Genomic DNA, 15300 nt, shown 5'->3' on the forward strand with positions numbered 1-15300 from the left:
CCAGCCGGAACAGCTTGCGGGCGCCGTCCTCGTTCAGTTCGACCTGGACGCTCGGCAGGAACGACTGGTCGGCCGACTCGTAGTCGATGCCGGCCTTCTGCAGGGCGGTGCGTACCGCGACCAGATCGGTCGGCTCACTGACGACCTCGAACGCCTCGCCGAGGTCCTCGACGTCCTCCGCTCCGGCCTCGAGAGTCGCCTCGAGGACGTCGTCCTCGGTGATGTCCCGCCCGTCCTGCGACTTGGGGACGACGAGGACGCCCTTGCGGTTGAACAGGTAGGACACCGAGCCGGGGTCGGCCATCGAACCGCCGTTGCGGGTCATCGCCGTGCGTACGTCGGACGCGGCGCGATTGCGGTTGTCGGTCAGGCACTCGATCAGCAGGGCGACCCCGCCGGGGCCGTAACCCTCGTAGGTGATGGTCTCCCAGGTGGCGCCGCCCGCTTCGAGGCCGGCGCCGCGCTTGGCGGCCCGCTCGATGTTGTCATTGGGGACCGAGCTCTTCTTCGCCTTCTGAATGGCGTCGTAGAGCGTCGGGTTGCCGGCCGGATCGCCGCCGCCCGTGCGGGCGGCCACCTCGATGTTCTTGATCAGCTTCGCGAACATCTTGCCGCGCTTGGCGTCGACGACGGCCTTCTTGTGCTTGGTCGTGGCCCACTTGGAGTGGCCGCTCATGCTTGTCCCTTCACGATCTGGACGAACAGCCCGTGTACGCGTGCGTCGCCGGTGAGTTCCGGATGGAACGACGTCGCCAGACGGTTCCCCTGCCGGACGGCGACGATTCTACCCGCGGCCGGGCCGGCCTCGACCGTCCCGAGGGGATGCACCCCGGCACCGACGTTCTCGACCCAGGGTGCCCGGATGAACACCGCGTGGTACGGCGGTCCGTCGACCCCGCTCAGGTGGACGTCGGCCTCGAAGGAGTCGATCTGCCGGCCGAACGCGTTGCGCCGGACGGTCATGTCGATCCCGCCGAAGGTCCGCTGACCCGCGGCGCCATCGACGATCCGGTCGGCCAGCATGATCATCCCGGCGCAGGTGCCATAGGCGGGCAGGCCGCCGGCGATCCGCTTCCCGAGCGGTTCGGCGAGCTCGAAGATCTCCGCGAGGTTGGCGATCGTGGTCGACTCCCCGCCGGGGATGACGATGCCGTCGAGGTCCTCGATCTCCTCCGGGCGGCGTACCGGCCGGGCGTCCGCGCCGCACTCGGTGAGCATGCGCAGGTGCTCTCGCACGTCACCCTGCAGGGCGAGTACGCCGATCAGCGGTCGGGAGTTGGCCACCGGTCCAGGGTAGGTCGCCGGTGTCACCAGCCGCGATCGGCGTAGCGCTGCTCCTCGGGGAGCGTGTCGACGTTGATGCCGACCATCGCCTCGCCCAGTCCGCGGGAGACCTTGGCGACGACATCGGGGTCGTCGTGGAACGTCGTGGCGGCCACGATCGCCGATGCGCGCCGCTCGGGATCGCCGGCCTTGAAGATGCCGGAACCGACGAAGACGCCCTCGGCCCCGAGCTGCATCATCATCGCCGCGTCGGCCGGCGTCGCGATCCCGCCGGCGGTGAAAAGGACGACCGGCAGCTTGCCCGCCTCGGCGACCTCGGCGACGAGCTCGTAGGGCGCACGAAGGTCCTTGGCGGCGGCGTACAGCTCCGCACTGTCCAATGTGGACAGGCGACCGATCTCGGTGCGGATCGAGCGCATGTGCCGCGTCGCCTCGACCACGTTGCCGGTGCCGGCCTCGCCCTTGGACCGGATCATCGCGGCCCCTTCGGAGATCCGGCGCAGCGCCTCACCGAGGTTGGTGGCACCGCACACGAACGGCACGGTGAACGCCCACTTGTCGATGTGGTGGCTCTCGTCGGCCGGGGTGAGCACCTCCGACTCGTCGACGTAGTCGACGCCGAGGGACTGGAGCACCTGGGCCTCGACGAAGTGCCCGATGCGGGCCTTCGCCATCACCGGGATGGAGACCGCGCTGATGATCTCGTCGATCATGTCGGGGTCGCTGGCCCGGGCCACCCCGCCCTGCGCACGGATGTCGGCGGGAACCCGCTCCAGTGCCATAACGGCCACCGCGCCGGCGTCCTCGGCGATCTTGGCCTGCGCGGCGGTGACCACATCCATGATCACGCCGCCCTTGAGCATCTCCGCCATGCCTCGCTTCACGCGGGCGGTGCCGGCCCGCGGGGTGGGCGACGACGGAGCGGCCGGCGTGGTCTCAGGACTCTCAGGGCTGGACAAGTCGGTGCCTTTCGGTGCGTGAGGGGGCCGTCGTGCCCATCGTACGGCGACGGGTCGGTGTGACCGGCACCTCAGCGTGCGACCGACCGGTCAGTGGATGGACAGCCCGTTGGCCTTGCCGACCAGCAGCACCCAGGTGCCGCCCGGGTGCAGCAGCAGGTCGTGGCCGGCCTTGTCCCGGAACACGGTGGGCGCGGCCCGGTTGCCGCGGGTCCAGTGCCCGCGCAGCATGTGCCCGTCGCGGAAGACGTACGCCGCGCCGTTGCCCACGGTCTTCGTGTCGGCCGACGGGTTGCCGGCCGCGTCGATGTCGCCGCGGTCGACGGTGACCTGACAGATCTGCACGATCACGTTGGGCGTGCTCACCGCTGCGCCGCTGGCCGTGTGCAGGTCGGCGCCGTCGACGGTGCGGATCCAGCGCCGGGTCTTCGCGCCCCATCGGAACGAGATCGGGGTGCCGCCGACCGTCCCGGTCAGGCCGTGCACCGTCTGCGCCTTCTGCACCTGCTGCGGGTCCTTCAACGCCCAGCGCATGCCGATGTCCTTCGCGCCGGTCGCCTTGTGCAGGTTGGCGGTCAGGCCCTGCAGGTTGGCGACCAGGTTGTACGGGCTCGGCCGGTCCCCGGCCCGGTGGTAGGCGCTCGGGATGGCGCCGGCCGACGCGTCGACGAGGCCGCTGCGCTCGAAGTTGGCCACGACGGCGGCCGCGCCGCCGGAGAACGCCAGCGCGGGCTTGCCGTACTGCCTCAGCAGCGCGGGATCACTGAACCGCACGCTGCGGACCGGGCCGACCTCGCTCGGCCGGTGGCTCGCGAACACGGCGAGCAGTCGGGTCAGCCCGCCCTCCACCTGCTCGGCGTAGACCACGTCGGCGTCGTTGACCCCGATCTGCGGGTACGCCGCCGAGGTGTTGTCGATCTTGACGCCGATGACCGGGCCCTTAGGCACCGGCCCGAGACCGGTCAGCGGGTTGACGGCCGGCGGCTTGGGTTTGGGCTTGGGCTTGGGCTTGGGCTTGGGCTTCGGTTTCGGCTTCGGGGATGGCGACGGCGACGGGCTGGCCGACGTGGGCGCCGCCGAGGAGGACTTGGCCGCCGCGCTCGGCTTGTCGCTTCCCGAGGTGCAGGCGGTCAGCGCCGCGATGCCGGCGGCGAGCAGCACGACCAGCAGTCGGCTGTGACGATTCCAGAACACGGGGGGAGCGTAGCCGGGCTCAGCGCCGTACCGGGGAGGCGGGCGTCTCCGGCTCGGTGGTGCCGCGCCGCGGGACGGGGGCATCGGCGATCTCGAAGAACGCCGGCAGCGGGCGCCGGCCGGCCGGTGCCAAGAGGCGCGGCAGGCGGCGGGAGCGCAGCGACCGGGTGTCACGCACCGCGTCGTTGTAGAAACGGCGAGCGAGCACCACCCGGGTCGAGGCGTCGACCAGATCGCGCATCGAGTCGGGGTCGAGGCCCGGTGGCAGGTCGGCCACGGCCCGGCCGAGGTCGTTCTCGGCCGCCTCGCGGACGCTCGCGTCGGCCTCCAGCGCCGCCCGGGACGCCGTACGCAGCCGTTCGGTGCGGGCGGCACCGAGCGGTTCGGGGGCGCGGTCGGCGAGCGCCTGCACGGCGGCGGCGCGACGGACCAGCTGGGCGTCGAGGGAGGCCTGGGCGGCGTCGACCCGGGTGTCGAGCCGGTCGAGACGCGTCGTCGTCCAGGTGACCCACGTCGCCAGCAGAGCCAGGAAGGCGATGACCAGTACGGCGATCTCCATCCCCCGATCGTAGGCGGCGCCGCTCAGCCGCCCTCGGCAGTTACCTGCTCCGGTTCGACCGCGACCACCGTCTCGTAGACCTGCAGGATCTGGGCCGCGACCACCGGCCAGTCGTAGGCACGCACCACCTCTCGCCCGATCGCGGCGAGCTCGGCCCGCCGCCCGGGGGCGTCGAGCAGCCCCGCCAGCGAGTCGGCGAGCGCGCCCGCGTCGCCGGGCGGGAACAGCACGGCCGCCGAGCCGCCGCGCAACACCTTGCGGAACGGCTCGAGGTTGCTGGCCGCGATCGCGGTCCCTGCGGCCATGGCCTCGAGCAGGATGATCCCGAAGCTCTCCATGCCGAGGTTGGGGGCGCAGTAGACGTCCAGCGACGCCAGCAGCCGGGCCTTGTCGGTCTCGCTGACCACGCCGAGCAGATCCACCCGGCCGGTCAGGCTGCGCGGCAGCTCCGTACGCAGCTCCTCGGCGTCTCCCCCGCCGGCGACCACCAGCCGAAGGTCCGGCCGGGACGGCGCCAACCGGGCCAGGGCAGCGAGCAGCACCGCCATCCCCTTGCGCGGCTCGTCGTAGCGGCCGATGAAGCCGACCGTTCCCCCGGTCCTCGGGTACCCCGGCAGCGGTGTCGCCCCGGCGAACCGCGCGACCGACACGCCATTGGGGATCTCCACGGCGTCGCCGCCGAGGTGCTCGACCTGCACCTGGCGGGCCGCATCGGACACGGCGATCCGGCCGCGGATCTTCTCCAGGAACGGCTGCAGCATTCCCTGCGCGGCCGACAGCGACCGCGACCGCGGGTTGGAGGTGTGGAAGGTGGCGACGATCGGCCCGCTGGCCAGCATGCAGGCCAGCAACGACACGCTGGGCGCGACCGGTTCGTGCAGGTGCAGGACATCGAAGTGCCCCTCGCGCAGCCAGCGCCGGACCCGCGCGGCCGAGACCGGGCCGAACTGCAGCCGGGCCACGGAGCCGTTGTAGCGGACCGGGACTGCGCGGCCGACGCCGACGACGTAATGCGGGAGGGCGGTCTCGTCATTGGCCGGGGAGAGCACCGAGACGTAGTGGCCGAGGTCGAGCAGCGTCTCGGCCAGGTCGCGGACATGGGCCTGCACACCGCCGGGAACGTCCCACGGATAGGGGCAGACGAGTCCGACCCGCATCCGGCTCACCGCCGGGCGACGACACTGGGCGCAAGCGCCCGGTCACCGCCGAAGTCCGCGACCCACAGCCGCTGGAGCATGTGCCAGTCCTCGGGGTGGGCGCGGATGTCCGTCTCGAAGGCGTTGGCGAGTTGTTGGGTCGCCGCGGCGACCCGGTCCCGGAGCCGGAGCCCGCCGTCGAGCTCGATCCGGGGGTGGAACGTGATCGCCCAGTCCGCGCCGTCGAACCACTGACCGACCGGAATCAGCGCTGCTCCGGTCCGGGCCGCCAGCAACGCCGGCCCGGCGGGCATCCGGGTCGCCTCGCCGAAGAAGGTCACCGGTACGCCGGCGGCCGAGAGGTCCCGGTCGGCGAGCAGGCACACCACGCCGCCCGCCCGGAGCCGCTCGGCGAGCACCTCCGCCGGGTTGCGGTCACCGCCCTCGAGCGGCAGCACCTCCATGCCGAGACCCTCGCGGTAGTCGACGAATCGCTGGTAGAGCGATTCGGGTTTCAGGCGCTCGGCGACGGTGGTGAACGGCTCGCCCTGAGCGACCAGCCAGATCCCGCTGACGTCCCAATTCCCGATGTGCGGGAGGGCGAGGATGAGTCCGCGTCCGTCGGCCCGGGCGGCATCGAAGATCTCCTGGCGCGACATCGAGATCCGCGCGACCACTGCGGGCTTGTCCATCACCGGCAGCCGGAAGGTCTCGAGCCAGTACCGCGCATAGGACTGCATGCCGCGGCGGACCAGGTCGTCGTGGGTCGCCTCGTCGACGTCCGGTCCGACCACCCGGCGCAGGTTGGCCGCGAGGCGGCGTACCCCGGGACCGCGACGGCGGAAGGCGATGTCGGCGGCCTTCCGGAAGACGCGTTCGGTCAGTCGTCGCGGGAGCACCTTCACCGCCCACCACCCGGCGGCGTAGGCCAGGTCCTGCAGCCGTCCCCGCACGCCGTCATCCACCTTCGCTCGACTCACCGCGCCGACCCTGCACCCGCCGACGTCTTGTTGGTCTCCTTACTCTGCCGCCACACCTCGATCAGGCGCTGTGCGACCGTCACGGCGGTCGCGGCGACGAGCAGCCACAACGCAATCGCCTGAACATACGGCACGCCGAGTCCGGCCAACCCGGTGCCGACGAGAATGACGATCAGCCGCTCGGCCCGCTCGGCTATCCCGACGTTGCAGGTCATGCCGAGTCCCTCGGCCCGGGCTTTGACGTAGGACGTGACCGTCGACAGGACCAGGCAGAGCAATGCCGCCAACTCCAGCGCACTGCTGTGGCCGCGGCCGGCGAACCACCAGGCCAGCGAGCCGAACACCGCGGCGTCGGCGAACCGGTCGCAGGTCGAGTCGAGCACCGCCCCGAACCGGGACGAGCCGCGTCCGGCCCGCGCGACGGCGCCGTCGACCATGTCGAGCATCACGAAGAACCAGATCACCAACGTGCCGACGAAGAACTCACCGCGCGGGAAGAAGACCAGCGCACCCGCAACCGCCCCGATCGTCCCGACGACGGTCACGACGTCCGGTGTCACACCGGCCTTGGCCAGTCGAGCACCCACCGGGGCAAGCACCTTGGAGATCGAGGCGCGAGCGAACAGATTGAGCATTCGCGGTCCGTTCGGCTGAAAATCGCGGGATATCGGTGCCGCAACGATAGCGCCGCGGCATGCTTGCCTCGGGCCACGCGGCGGACGGCGACCCCTTGCTGCCGTTGCGGGATGGGTGTCGAATCGCCGAACAGGGTCCGGCGCTCGGGTAGCGATGGGGTAGCGGAGGCGGTCATGGCGACGAAATCATCAGGAGGTACCGGGCGGGGCTCGGATCGCGGGGCGGCCGCGGCCGTCCCGCCGATCGACCGCCCCGAAAAGGTGCGCAACGTCGCGCTTGTCGGACACTCCGGTGCCGGGAAGACGACGCTGGCCGAGGCGCTGCTGGCCTCCACCGGCACGATCCCGCGGATGGGATCGGTCCCGGACGGGACGACCGTGAGCGATGCCGATCCGGCGGAAGTCCGCCAACAACGGTCGGTGTCGCTGTCGGTCGCGCCGTTCGAGCACGACGGTGTGAAGGTCAACCTGCTCGACACACCGGGCTACGCCGACTTCACCGGGGAGCTGCGGGCGGGCCTGCGCGCGGCCGATGCGGCCCTGTTCGTCGTCTCGGCCGTCGACGGCATCGATGCCGCGACCGTCACCCTGTGGGACGAATGTGCCTCCGTCGGGATGCCGCGTGCGGTCGTGATCACCCGTCTCGACCACCAACGGGCCGATTTCGACCAGAGCCTCGCCGAGTGCCAACGCGCCTTCGGCGAGGGTGTGCTGCCCCTCTACCTCCCGATGCACGCCGACGACGGATCGGTCGCCGGAATGATCGGTCTGCTCTCGCGCAAGGTCTTCGACTACTCGGCGTCCGGTTACCCGCCGACCGAACGCGACCCCGACCCCGAACATCTGCAGCTGATCGAGGAGGCCCGCAACGCCCTGATCGAAGGGGTCATCGCCGAAAGCGAGGACGAGACCCTGATGGAGCGCTATCTGGGCGGCGAGGACATCGACATGGACATCCTCGTCGACGACCTCGAGACCGCGGTCGCCCGCGGCTCGTTCTTCCCCGTCCTGGGCTCCTCCGCGACGACCGGTGTCGGCATCGCCGAGCTGCTGGAGCTGCTGACCAGCGCCTTTCCGTCCCCGCTCGAACGCGACCTGCCGCCGACCACCGGGGTGGACGGCAACCCGCACCCGCCGCTCACCTGCGACCCGGCCGGCCCGCTGGTCGCCGAGGTGGTCAAGACGACGGTCGACGCCTACGTCGGCCGGGTCTCCCTGGTGCGGGTCTTCTCCGGGACGCTGCGGGCGGACACCCCGGTGCACGTCTCCGGGCACGGCCTGGCCGAGCGCGGGCACGACGACCACGACGAGGACGAGCGGCTCGGGCACCTGCACTCCCCGCTCGGCGCCACGCTGCGGCCGGTGACCCGCTGCGTGGCCGGTGACATCTGCGCGGTGACCAAGCTGGCCAGCGCCGAAACCGGCGACACCGTGTCGGCGAAGGACGACCCGATGCTGATCGCCGCCTGGGACATGCCCGAACCGCTCCTGCCGGTGGCCGTGCAGGCGACGTCACGCAGCGACGAGGACGCACTCGCGAAAGGCCTCGTGAAGCTGACCGCCGGTGACCCGACGATGCGCCTGGAGCGCAACGCCGAGACGCACCAGCTCGTGCTGTGGTGCATGGGCGAGGCGCACGCCGACGTCCTGCTCGACCGGCTGAAGGAACAGGGCGTCGACCTGAAGACCGTCCCGGTCATCACCCCGCTGCGGGAGACGTTCGGAGCGCGCGCCACCGGACGCGGTCGGCACGTCAAGCAGTCCGGCGGCCACGGGCAGTACGCGATCTGCGACATCGAGGTCGAACCGCTCGACCGCGGCGCCGGCTTCGAGTTCGTCGACAAGATCGTGGGCGGCGCCGTACCCAACCAGTTCATCCAGTCGGTCGAGAAGGGTGTCCGGGCGCAGATGGTCCGCGGTGTCGCGGCGGGGTTCCCGCTGGTCGACGTCCGCGTGACGCTGGTCGACGGCAAGACCCACAGCGTCGACTCCTCCGACGCCGCGTTCCAGACAGCGGGCGCGCTGGCGCTGCGCGAGGCCGCGGGGCACGGCCGCATCCAGCTGCTGGAGCCGGTCGACACGGTCGCGGTCGAGGTGCCCGACGATTACGTCGGTGCCGTGCTGAGCGATCTGTCCGGGCGGCGCGGGCGGGTCACCGGCACCGAGCCGGTCGGCAACGAACGGTCGAAGGTCAGCGCCGAGGTCCCCGAATCCGAACTCATGCGGTACGCCGTCGACCTCCGGTCGATCACGGCCGGCACCGGCCGGTTCGCCCGCACCTATCTGCGGCACGACCCCATGCCCGAGCACGAGGCCTCGCACCTGCTCAAGGAGACCGCCTCAGCCTGAGGGTCAGCCGACCGGCCACGCCTCGGCGAGCAGCGCGCGGGTGTCGGCGAGCAGTTCGGGCAGCACCCGGGTGAGGCCGACGACCGGCATGAAGTTGGTGTCGCCACCCCAGCGCGGGACGACGTGCTGATGCAGGTGCGCGGCGATCCCGGCTCCCGCGACGCTGCCCTGGTTCATCCCGATGTTGAAGCCGTGCGCACCGCTCACGGCGCGCAGCGTCCGCATCGCCTGCCGGGTGAAGGCCGCGACGTCGGCGCACTCCCCGTCGGTGAGGTCGGTGTAGTCGGGGACGTGGCGGTAGGGCACCACGAGCAGATGGCCCGCGTTGTAGGGATAGAGATTGAGGACGGCGTAGACGGTGTCGCCGCGCGCGACGATCAGACCGTCCTCGTCCGATCCGGCCGGGGCCGCGCAGAACGGGCACTCGTCGGAATCACCGGGCTTGCTCTCACCGCGGATGTAGGCCATCCGGTGCGGCGTCCACAGCCGCTCGAAGGCGTCCGTCGCGTCGGACCGCTCGGTCACGACGAGGTGGCCGCGCTCGGCGACGCGTTGTCGCGGGACGCCGCTGTCGCCGCGATCTCCTCGATCGCCTGCTCGACCGGGATGCCGTTGCGCTGCGACCCGTCGCGGTAACGGAAGGACACCGCACCGGCGGCGACGTCGTCGTCGCCCGCGATCAACAGGTAGGGCACCTTCTGCTTGGTCTGGGTGCGGATCTTCTTCTGCATCCGGTCGTCGGAGGCGTCGACCTCGGCCCGGATCCCACGGTCCCGCAGCCGATCGACGACACCGGTGAGGTAGTCGACGTGCGAGTCGGACACCGGGATCCCGACGGCCTGTACCGGGGCCAGCCACACCGGGAACGCGCCGGCGTAGTGCTCGAGCAGGATGGCGAAGAACCGCTCTTCGGACCCGAACAACGCCCGGTGGATCATGTAGGGCCGCCGCCGGGTGCCGTCGGCGTCCTGGTACTCGACGTCGAAGCGCTCCGGCAGCTGGAGGTCGACCTGCAGTGTCGACAGCTGCCAACGGCGACCGATCGCATCCTGCACGTGCACGTCGATCTTCGGTGCGTAGAAGGCGCCCTCGCCTTCGGCGATCGAATAGGGCACGTCGGCGCGCTTGAGCGCTTCCTCGAGCGCGGCCTCCGCCTCGTTCCACTGCGCGATCTCCCCGACGAACTTCTCCGGCCGGGTCGACAGCTCCGCGGTGAACTCGGTGAGCCCGAAGTCGCGGAGCAGGTCGAGCACGAAGCGCAGCAGGCTGGCCAGCTCGTCCTGCAGCTGGTCCGGGGCGCAGAAGATGTGGGCGTCGTCCTGGGTGAAGCCGCGGGCCCGGGTCAGGCCGTGCACGACGCCGGACTTCTCGTAGCGGTAGACCGATCCGAACTCGAACAACCGGACCGGGAGTTCGCGGTAGGAGCGCCCGTGCGACTTGAAAATCATCAGGTGCATCGGGCAGTTCATCGGCTTGAGGTAGTAGTCGGCACCCTCCATCTGCATCGGCGGGTACATGCCGTCGGCGTACCACTGCAAATGGCCGGAGGTCTCGAACAGCGTCGACTTGGCCAGATGCGGCGTGTAGACGAACTCGTAGCCCCCGTCCTCGTGCCGCCGGCGCGAGTACTCCTCCATGACCCGCCGGATGGTGCCGCCGCGCGGATGCCACACGGCGAGCCCGGAGCCGATCTCGGTCGGGAAGCTGAACAGGTCGAGCTCGGCGCCCAGGCGGCGGTGGTCGCGCCGCTCGGCCTCCGCGACCATCCGCAGGTGCTCCTTGAGCGCGTCGCGCGACTCCCACGCCGTGCCGTAGATCCGCTGCAGTTGCGGGTTGGCCTCGTTGCCCCGCCAGTACGCCGCCGCGCTGCGGGTCAGCGTGAACGCCGGAATCGCCTTGGTGGTGGGCAGATGCGGCCCTCGGCACAGGTCCTTCCAGGCCACCGAGCCGTCGCGGCGCACGTTGTCGTAGATGGTCAGCTCGCCCGCGCCGACCTCGACGGAGGCGCCCTCGGCCGCATCGGCGGCCGAGCCCTTCAGGCCGATCAGCTCCTGCTTGTAGGGCTCGTCGGCGAGCTCCTCACGGGCCTCTTCGTCGTCGACGACCCGGCGGACGAAGGTCTGCCCCTCCTTGACGATCGCCCGCATCCGCTTCTCGATGCGCTCGAGGTCCTCGGGATGGAAGGGCTCGTCGACACCGAAGTCGTAGTAGAACCCGTCCTGCACCGGCGGTCCGATGCCGAGTTTGGCGTCGGGGAAGAGCTCCTGCACGGCCTGGGCCATCACGTGCGCCGTGGAGTGCCGCAGCACCGCGCGCCCGGCCGGGCTCGCGATCGGTACCGGCTCGACCTCGGCCGGTCCATGCGGGGCCCAGTCGAGGTCGTGCAGCTGTCCCTCGGGGTCACGGACGACGACGGCGTCGGCGATTCCCGCGGTGGTCAGCGCCTCCCCCGCCGTCGTCCCGGCCGGTACCGCGACGACGGCGTGACCGGAGGACGACTCGGGGCTGGACACTGTGTGCTCCTCGGGAGAAAGGGTTCGCGTCGCCTCGGAACGGAAGAAACCCGGTGGGCGATACTGGGATCGAACCAGTGACCTCCTCGGTGTGAACGAGGCGCTCTCCCGCTGAGCTAATCGCCCCGGCACGTGCGGTTTCCCCCGGCCGGATCAGCGTGCCGACCTTACCCGATGAACGGCACCCACGAGGGCACCCCTTGCCAGGCGAAGTACCCGACCAGGACCCCCGCGACGATCGCGACTACGCCGGCGGCGAGGAGCACCCGCACCGGAAGGGACTGCCGGGCCGCCCAGCGGGTCCACGCGGTGACCTTGTCCCGCGCGAACCGCAGCAGCCGCTTCGCCCAGGTGAACTCGCTGCCGAGGATCGCCAGCCCGAGAAAGATGATCACCCACCCGGGACCCGGCAGCGGGAGCAGCAGGATGCCGCCGGCGATGACCGCGGTCCCGACGATCGCGACCGCGCCGCGGTAGACCTGCCGCAGCACCGGGTGCGCCCGCACCCGGTCCCGCCAGGCCCGTATCCCGCCCGCGCGCCGCGTATCGCTCAGCTCAATCGCTCACAGTTCCGCTCGCGATGACCGCAGACGGCCGGGTGGGCGCCTGCCGGCCGGGCTCGTGACTGACCGCGTAGGCGGGGAAGCGGGCTCCGGCGTTTGTCGAGCGTACGACGGTGTCGTTGATGCCGTCCCGTGTCACGTCGAACGTCCCGATTGCCGTCGGGGATCCGTGCTTGGGCACCCCCCACAGCACGTAGACCGACGTCCGGGTGTCGTTCTCGGGCATCCGGACGGTGACCACGCGGAGCTTGTCGTCGCCTCCGACCACGGTCGCCATGGGCGCGCCGGCGGCGGTGGTGAGCTGGGCCCTGGGGACGCCCGGCCTGGTCACGTCGTGGACCGCGCGGGAGTACAGCTGCGCGAGGCTCGCCTGGTGGTCGCGGTCCCCTTGCAGGACGACGTTCCACACCCCGAGACCGACGACGACCGCCAGCACCGCGGCGGCCGCGGCCAGGACCCGCCCGCGACGCCACGCCGGAGTGCTCGCGCCCGGCGCGGGCGACGGGGTTGCGGCCGGCGGGATCGCCGGCGGCGGGGTCGCGGGCGGCCGGTGCTGCTGTGCCTCCTGCGGGGGCTGGGTCTCCTGCGGCTCCCGGGCCACCGCGCCCATGATCCGGTCGCGCAGCCCCGGCGGCGGCTCGTCCTCAGGGATCGCGCCGGCGATCTCGGTGAGGGCACCGGTGGTGGTCTGCACCGTGACGGTGCAGCGGGAGCATCCGCGCAGGTGCACGGCGAAGCTCTCCTCGTCGTCCGGCTCGAGCGCGTGCAGGGCCCACCCGACCGCGAGTTCGTCGAACTCGGCGTGCTCGTCGCGGGGGGCGTTCACGGGAGTGCTCCTTCGTCGTCCGCCGTACCGGCGGAGTCCGCCACGTCACCGAGCAGCGTGGCGAGCCGGCGCATGCCGGCCAGCATCCGGGTCTTGACCGTGCCCAAGGGTGCGCCGGTCAGCGCTGCGACCTCGCGTTGGGTGTAGCCGCCGAAGTAGGCCAGGCCGAGCGCCTCCCGCTGCACGCCGGGCAGCCCGCGCAGGGCCGCGCGCACCCGGTCCCCGCGCAGGCCGGTCCAGACCTGGTCCTCCACGCCCGGGACGTCGTGCTGCCGGGCGGCGTCGGCGCCGTCGGCGCTCTCGGCCCGCCGCCGGCGCAGCGTCTCCTCCCGGCGTACGGCGTCGACCGCCTTGTGATGGGTCATCGCGAGCAGCCAGGAGCCGAACGCCCCGCGGCCGGGATCGAACTTCCCCGGAGCCCGCCACACGGCGAGGAACACCTCCTGGACGACGTCTTCGGCGAAGGTGATGTCGGCCGTGATCCGGCGGGCCAGCGAGAAGCAGGGACGGCCATAACGGTCATAGAGGACGGCGAGGGCGTCCTGGTCACCGGCGCCGACGCGGGCGATCAGGTCGGCGTCGTCGACGCCGGCCTCGCCCGCGGGCGGCTCAGTCACCACTGCAGTCCTCACGTACCGTGTTCGGCGCCGACCGGAGGTCCGGTTCAGAGCACACGCTAGCGGGCGGGCCGATCGGGGTGATCCCACTTGCCGGATACGACCCGCCGCGCACCGCCACGGTCGGTCGTCAACCGGGCGCGGAGCACTAGCCTGGCCGTCGTGGGCCGAGGTCATCCCGGCGTCGCCCGGTCGCTACACGGGCGCCGTCTCCTCGCGACGCTGGCCGCCGGAGCGGTCCTCGCCGCCTGCTCCACCCCTTCTCCCGCGGCCCGGCCGGCACCCGGATCGGGGAGCCCGCACAAGATCCGCGCGACCACGGCGACGCCGAGCCCGACACCGACGAGGGGCCGGCCGGCCCCCCGGCCGGTCGCCGACGTCCGGATCGCGGTGGCGGGCGACGTGCACTTCGCGGGCCGACTGGGCGCCCGGCTCGCCGACCCGGCCACCGCCCTCGAGCCGATCGCCCCGGCCCTGTCCGCGGCCGACATCACCATGGTCAACCTCGAGACGGCGATCACCGGCCGCGGCGTCCCCCAGCCCAAGGAGTTCCACTTCCGGGCGCCGGCCTCCGCGTTGACGGCGCTGCGGTCCGCAGGCGTCGACGTCGCCACGATGGCCAACAACCACGCGGTCGACTACGGCCCGCAGGGCCTGGCCGACTCGCTGGCCGCGATCCGGTCCAGCCACTTCCCGGTGATCGGCATCGGGTCCGACGCCGCGGCGGCCTACGCGCCGTACACCACGACCGTGCGTGGGCACCGGGTCGCGATTCTCGCCGCCAGCCAGATCGACGACTACACCCTCACGGCCTGGTCGGCGACCGCGACGGGGCCGGGGATCGCGTCGGCGTTCTCCGACCGGCTGGTCGCGGCCGTCCGGCAGGCCCGCCGGCACGCCGAGATCGTGCTGGTCTACGTGCACTGGGGTCAGGAGGGCGACGGGTGCCCGCTGCCGGTCCAGCGCGACCTCGCCCGGCGGCTCTCCGACGCCGGCGCCGCAGCGGTCGTGGGCACGCACGCCCACCTGCTGCTCGGCGCGGGGTGGCTCGGCCGGACCTACGTCGACTACGGGATGGGCAACTACGTGTGGTGGCGGGACAACGCCTACTCCAACGACACCGGCGTACTCACGATGACCTTCCGGCACGGGCGGGTCGTAAAGGCCGCGCTGGCTCCGGCGTACATCGACCCGCGGGGCCTGCCGGTGCCGGTCCACGGCGCCGCGGCGGCCGGCAAGGTCCGGGCCTGGGCCGCCCTGCGGGGCTGCACCGGCCTCGCCGCCGCTCCGACCGGCTGACCTTCCGGCGCCGGTGGCGGTTTGAACCCGCCCGGTACGGTCGGATAGAGTCAATCTCCGCGTCAGCCGGTGGGCGTGGGTATGCGGACGTAGCGCAGTTGGTAGCGCATCACCTTGCCAAGGTGAGGGTCGCGGGTTCGAGTCCCGTCGTCCGCTCGGAGAGGCCCCTGCGCCTCGCGGTGGAGTGGCCGAGAGGCGAGGCAACGGCCTGCAAAGCCGTGTACACGGGTTCGAATCCCGTCTCCACCTCGTATCAGCCTGGGCGGCTAGCTCAGTGGGAGAGCGCTACCTTGACACGGTAGAGGTCGCTGGTTCGATCCCAGCGTCGCCCACCCAGGTATCTCAGCAGGTCAGAAGGCCTCCCTCGGGAGGCCTTCACCGCTTTC

General features: G+C 71.8%; 15 protein-coding genes and 4 tRNA genes. 5 read left to right on the forward strand and 14 right to left on the reverse strand.

What is annotated here, in order from left to right:
* The 8 genes from VGH85_08630 to VGH85_08665 form a co-directional block, all read right to left on the reverse strand.
* Nucleotides 1-676, reverse strand: a 676-nt coding sequence (locus VGH85_08630; protein ID HEY2173862.1) for a YebC/PmpR family DNA-binding transcriptional regulator, incomplete at its 3' end; no start/stop codon positions are given.
* Nucleotides 673-1284 carry a pyridoxal 5'-phosphate synthase glutaminase subunit PdxT gene (pdxT, locus tag VGH85_08635; GenBank protein HEY2173863.1) on the reverse strand — a complete coding sequence of 204 codons (612 nt, stop codon included), beginning with the start codon at nucleotides 1282-1284 and terminating at the stop codon, nucleotides 673-675. The genes VGH85_08630 and pdxT, both read right to left, overlap by 4 nt.
* Nucleotides 1285-1307: 23 nt before the next feature.
* Nucleotides 1308-2168: a pyridoxal 5'-phosphate synthase lyase subunit PdxS gene (pdxS, locus tag VGH85_08640; protein HEY2173864.1), complete on the reverse strand. Its 861-nt coding sequence runs from the start codon at nucleotides 2166-2168 to the stop codon at nucleotides 1308-1310.
* Nucleotides 2169-2333: 165 nt separating this feature from the next.
* Entirely contained in the window at nucleotides 2334-3437 is a 1104-nt protein-coding gene (locus VGH85_08645) for a DUF3048 domain-containing protein (GenBank protein ID HEY2173865.1), read from the reverse strand.
* A 19-nt stretch (nucleotides 3438-3456) separates the two neighbouring features.
* Entirely contained in the window at nucleotides 3457-3996 is a 540-nt protein-coding gene (locus VGH85_08650) for an NUDIX hydrolase (protein HEY2173866.1), read from the reverse strand.
* A gap of 23 nt (nucleotides 3997-4019) precedes the next feature.
* Nucleotides 4020-5153 carry a glycosyltransferase family 4 protein gene (locus VGH85_08655; protein ID HEY2173867.1) on the reverse strand — a complete coding sequence of 378 codons (1134 nt, stop codon included), beginning with the start codon at nucleotides 5151-5153 and terminating at the stop codon, nucleotides 4020-4022.
* A gap of 5 nt (nucleotides 5154-5158) precedes the next feature.
* Entirely contained in the window at nucleotides 5159-6112 is a 954-nt protein-coding gene (locus VGH85_08660) for a phosphatidylinositol mannoside acyltransferase (GenBank protein HEY2173868.1), read from the reverse strand.
* On the reverse strand, nucleotides 6109-6747 hold the full coding sequence (locus VGH85_08665; GenBank protein HEY2173869.1) for a CDP-alcohol phosphatidyltransferase family protein: 639 nt from the start codon (nucleotides 6745-6747) through the stop codon (nucleotides 6109-6111). Before VGH85_08665 ends, VGH85_08660 begins: the two co-directional genes overlap by 4 nt.
* 174 nt (nucleotides 6748-6921) lie before the next feature.
* Between VGH85_08665 and VGH85_08670 the strand changes: the two genes are divergently transcribed.
* Nucleotides 6922-9096 (forward strand): elongation factor G-like protein EF-G2, encoded by a 2175-nt coding sequence (locus tag VGH85_08670; GenBank protein HEY2173870.1) that lies wholly within the window; start codon nucleotides 6922-6924, stop codon nucleotides 9094-9096.
* Nucleotides 9097-9099: 3 nt separating this feature from the next.
* Here VGH85_08670 and VGH85_08675 read toward each other — a convergent pair whose 3' ends face one another.
* From VGH85_08675 to VGH85_08700, 6 genes are all read right to left on the reverse strand, one after another.
* Nucleotides 9100-9564 carry an HIT domain-containing protein gene (locus tag VGH85_08675; protein HEY2173871.1) on the reverse strand — a complete coding sequence of 155 codons (465 nt, stop codon included), beginning with the start codon at nucleotides 9562-9564 and terminating at the stop codon, nucleotides 9100-9102.
* A gap of 53 nt (nucleotides 9565-9617) precedes the next feature.
* On the reverse strand, nucleotides 9618-11609 hold the full coding sequence (gene thrS, locus VGH85_08680) for a threonine--tRNA ligase (GenBank protein ID HEY2173872.1): 1992 nt from the start codon (nucleotides 11607-11609) through the stop codon (nucleotides 9618-9620).
* A gap of 54 nt (nucleotides 11610-11663) precedes the next feature.
* A tRNA-Val gene (locus tag VGH85_08685) sits at nucleotides 11664-11735 on the reverse strand.
* Between the two features lie 41 nt (nucleotides 11736-11776).
* Nucleotides 11777-12115, reverse strand: coding sequence for a TIGR02611 family protein (locus tag VGH85_08690; protein HEY2173873.1), 339 nt, complete (start codon nucleotides 12113-12115; stop codon nucleotides 11777-11779).
* A 49-nt stretch (nucleotides 12116-12164) separates the two neighbouring features.
* Complete coding sequence (locus VGH85_08695; protein HEY2173874.1) at nucleotides 12165-12998, reverse strand: anti-sigma factor; 834 nt, start codon at nucleotides 12996-12998, stop codon at nucleotides 12165-12167.
* Nucleotides 12995-13615, reverse strand: coding sequence for a sigma-70 family RNA polymerase sigma factor (locus VGH85_08700; protein ID HEY2173875.1), 621 nt, complete (start codon nucleotides 13613-13615; stop codon nucleotides 12995-12997). Before VGH85_08700 ends, VGH85_08695 begins: the two co-directional genes overlap by 4 nt.
* 162 nt (nucleotides 13616-13777) lie before the next feature.
* Between VGH85_08700 and VGH85_08705 the strand changes: the two genes are divergently transcribed.
* The 4 genes from VGH85_08705 to VGH85_08720 all read left to right on the forward strand — a co-directional run bounded on the left by VGH85_08705 (nucleotide 13778) and on the right by VGH85_08720 (nucleotide 15250).
* Nucleotides 13778-14914, forward strand: a complete 1137-nt coding sequence (locus tag VGH85_08705; GenBank protein HEY2173876.1) for a CapA family protein — start codon at nucleotides 13778-13780, stop codon at nucleotides 14912-14914.
* A gap of 83 nt (nucleotides 14915-14997) precedes the next feature.
* Nucleotides 14998-15070, forward strand: a tRNA-Gly gene (locus tag VGH85_08710).
* Between the two features lie 22 nt (nucleotides 15071-15092).
* A tRNA-Cys gene (locus VGH85_08715) sits at nucleotides 15093-15163 on the forward strand.
* Nucleotides 15164-15173: 10 nt separating this feature from the next.
* Nucleotides 15174-15250, forward strand: a tRNA-Val gene (locus tag VGH85_08720).
* The last annotated feature ends 50 nt before the right edge of the window (nucleotides 15251-15300 follow it).

It is taken from the genome of Mycobacteriales bacterium, assembly GCA_036497565.1.
Lineage (GTDB): Bacteria > Actinomycetota > Actinomycetes > Mycobacteriales > QHCD01 > DASXJE01.

Excerpts from the sequence above, each read along its gene's own strand:
- VGH85_08675 (HEY2173871.1), bottom strand. The coding sequence starts at position 9,564 with ATGGCCTACATCCGCGGTGAGAGCAAGCCCGGTGATTCCGACGAGTGC.
- VGH85_08665 (HEY2173869.1), bottom strand. The coding sequence starts at position 6,747 with ATGCTCAATCTGTTCGCTCGCGCCTCGATCTCCAAGGTGCTTGCCCCG.
- VGH85_08670 (HEY2173870.1), top strand. The coding sequence starts at position 6,922 with ATGGCGACGAAATCATCAGGAGGTACCGGGCGGGGCTCGGATCGCGGG.
- VGH85_08650 (HEY2173866.1), bottom strand. The coding sequence starts at position 3,996 with ATGGAGATCGCCGTACTGGTCATCGCCTTCCTGGCTCTGCTGGCGACG.
- VGH85_08655 (HEY2173867.1), bottom strand. The coding sequence starts at position 5,153 with ATGCGGGTCGGACTCGTCTGCCCCTATCCGTGGGACGTTCCCGGCGGT.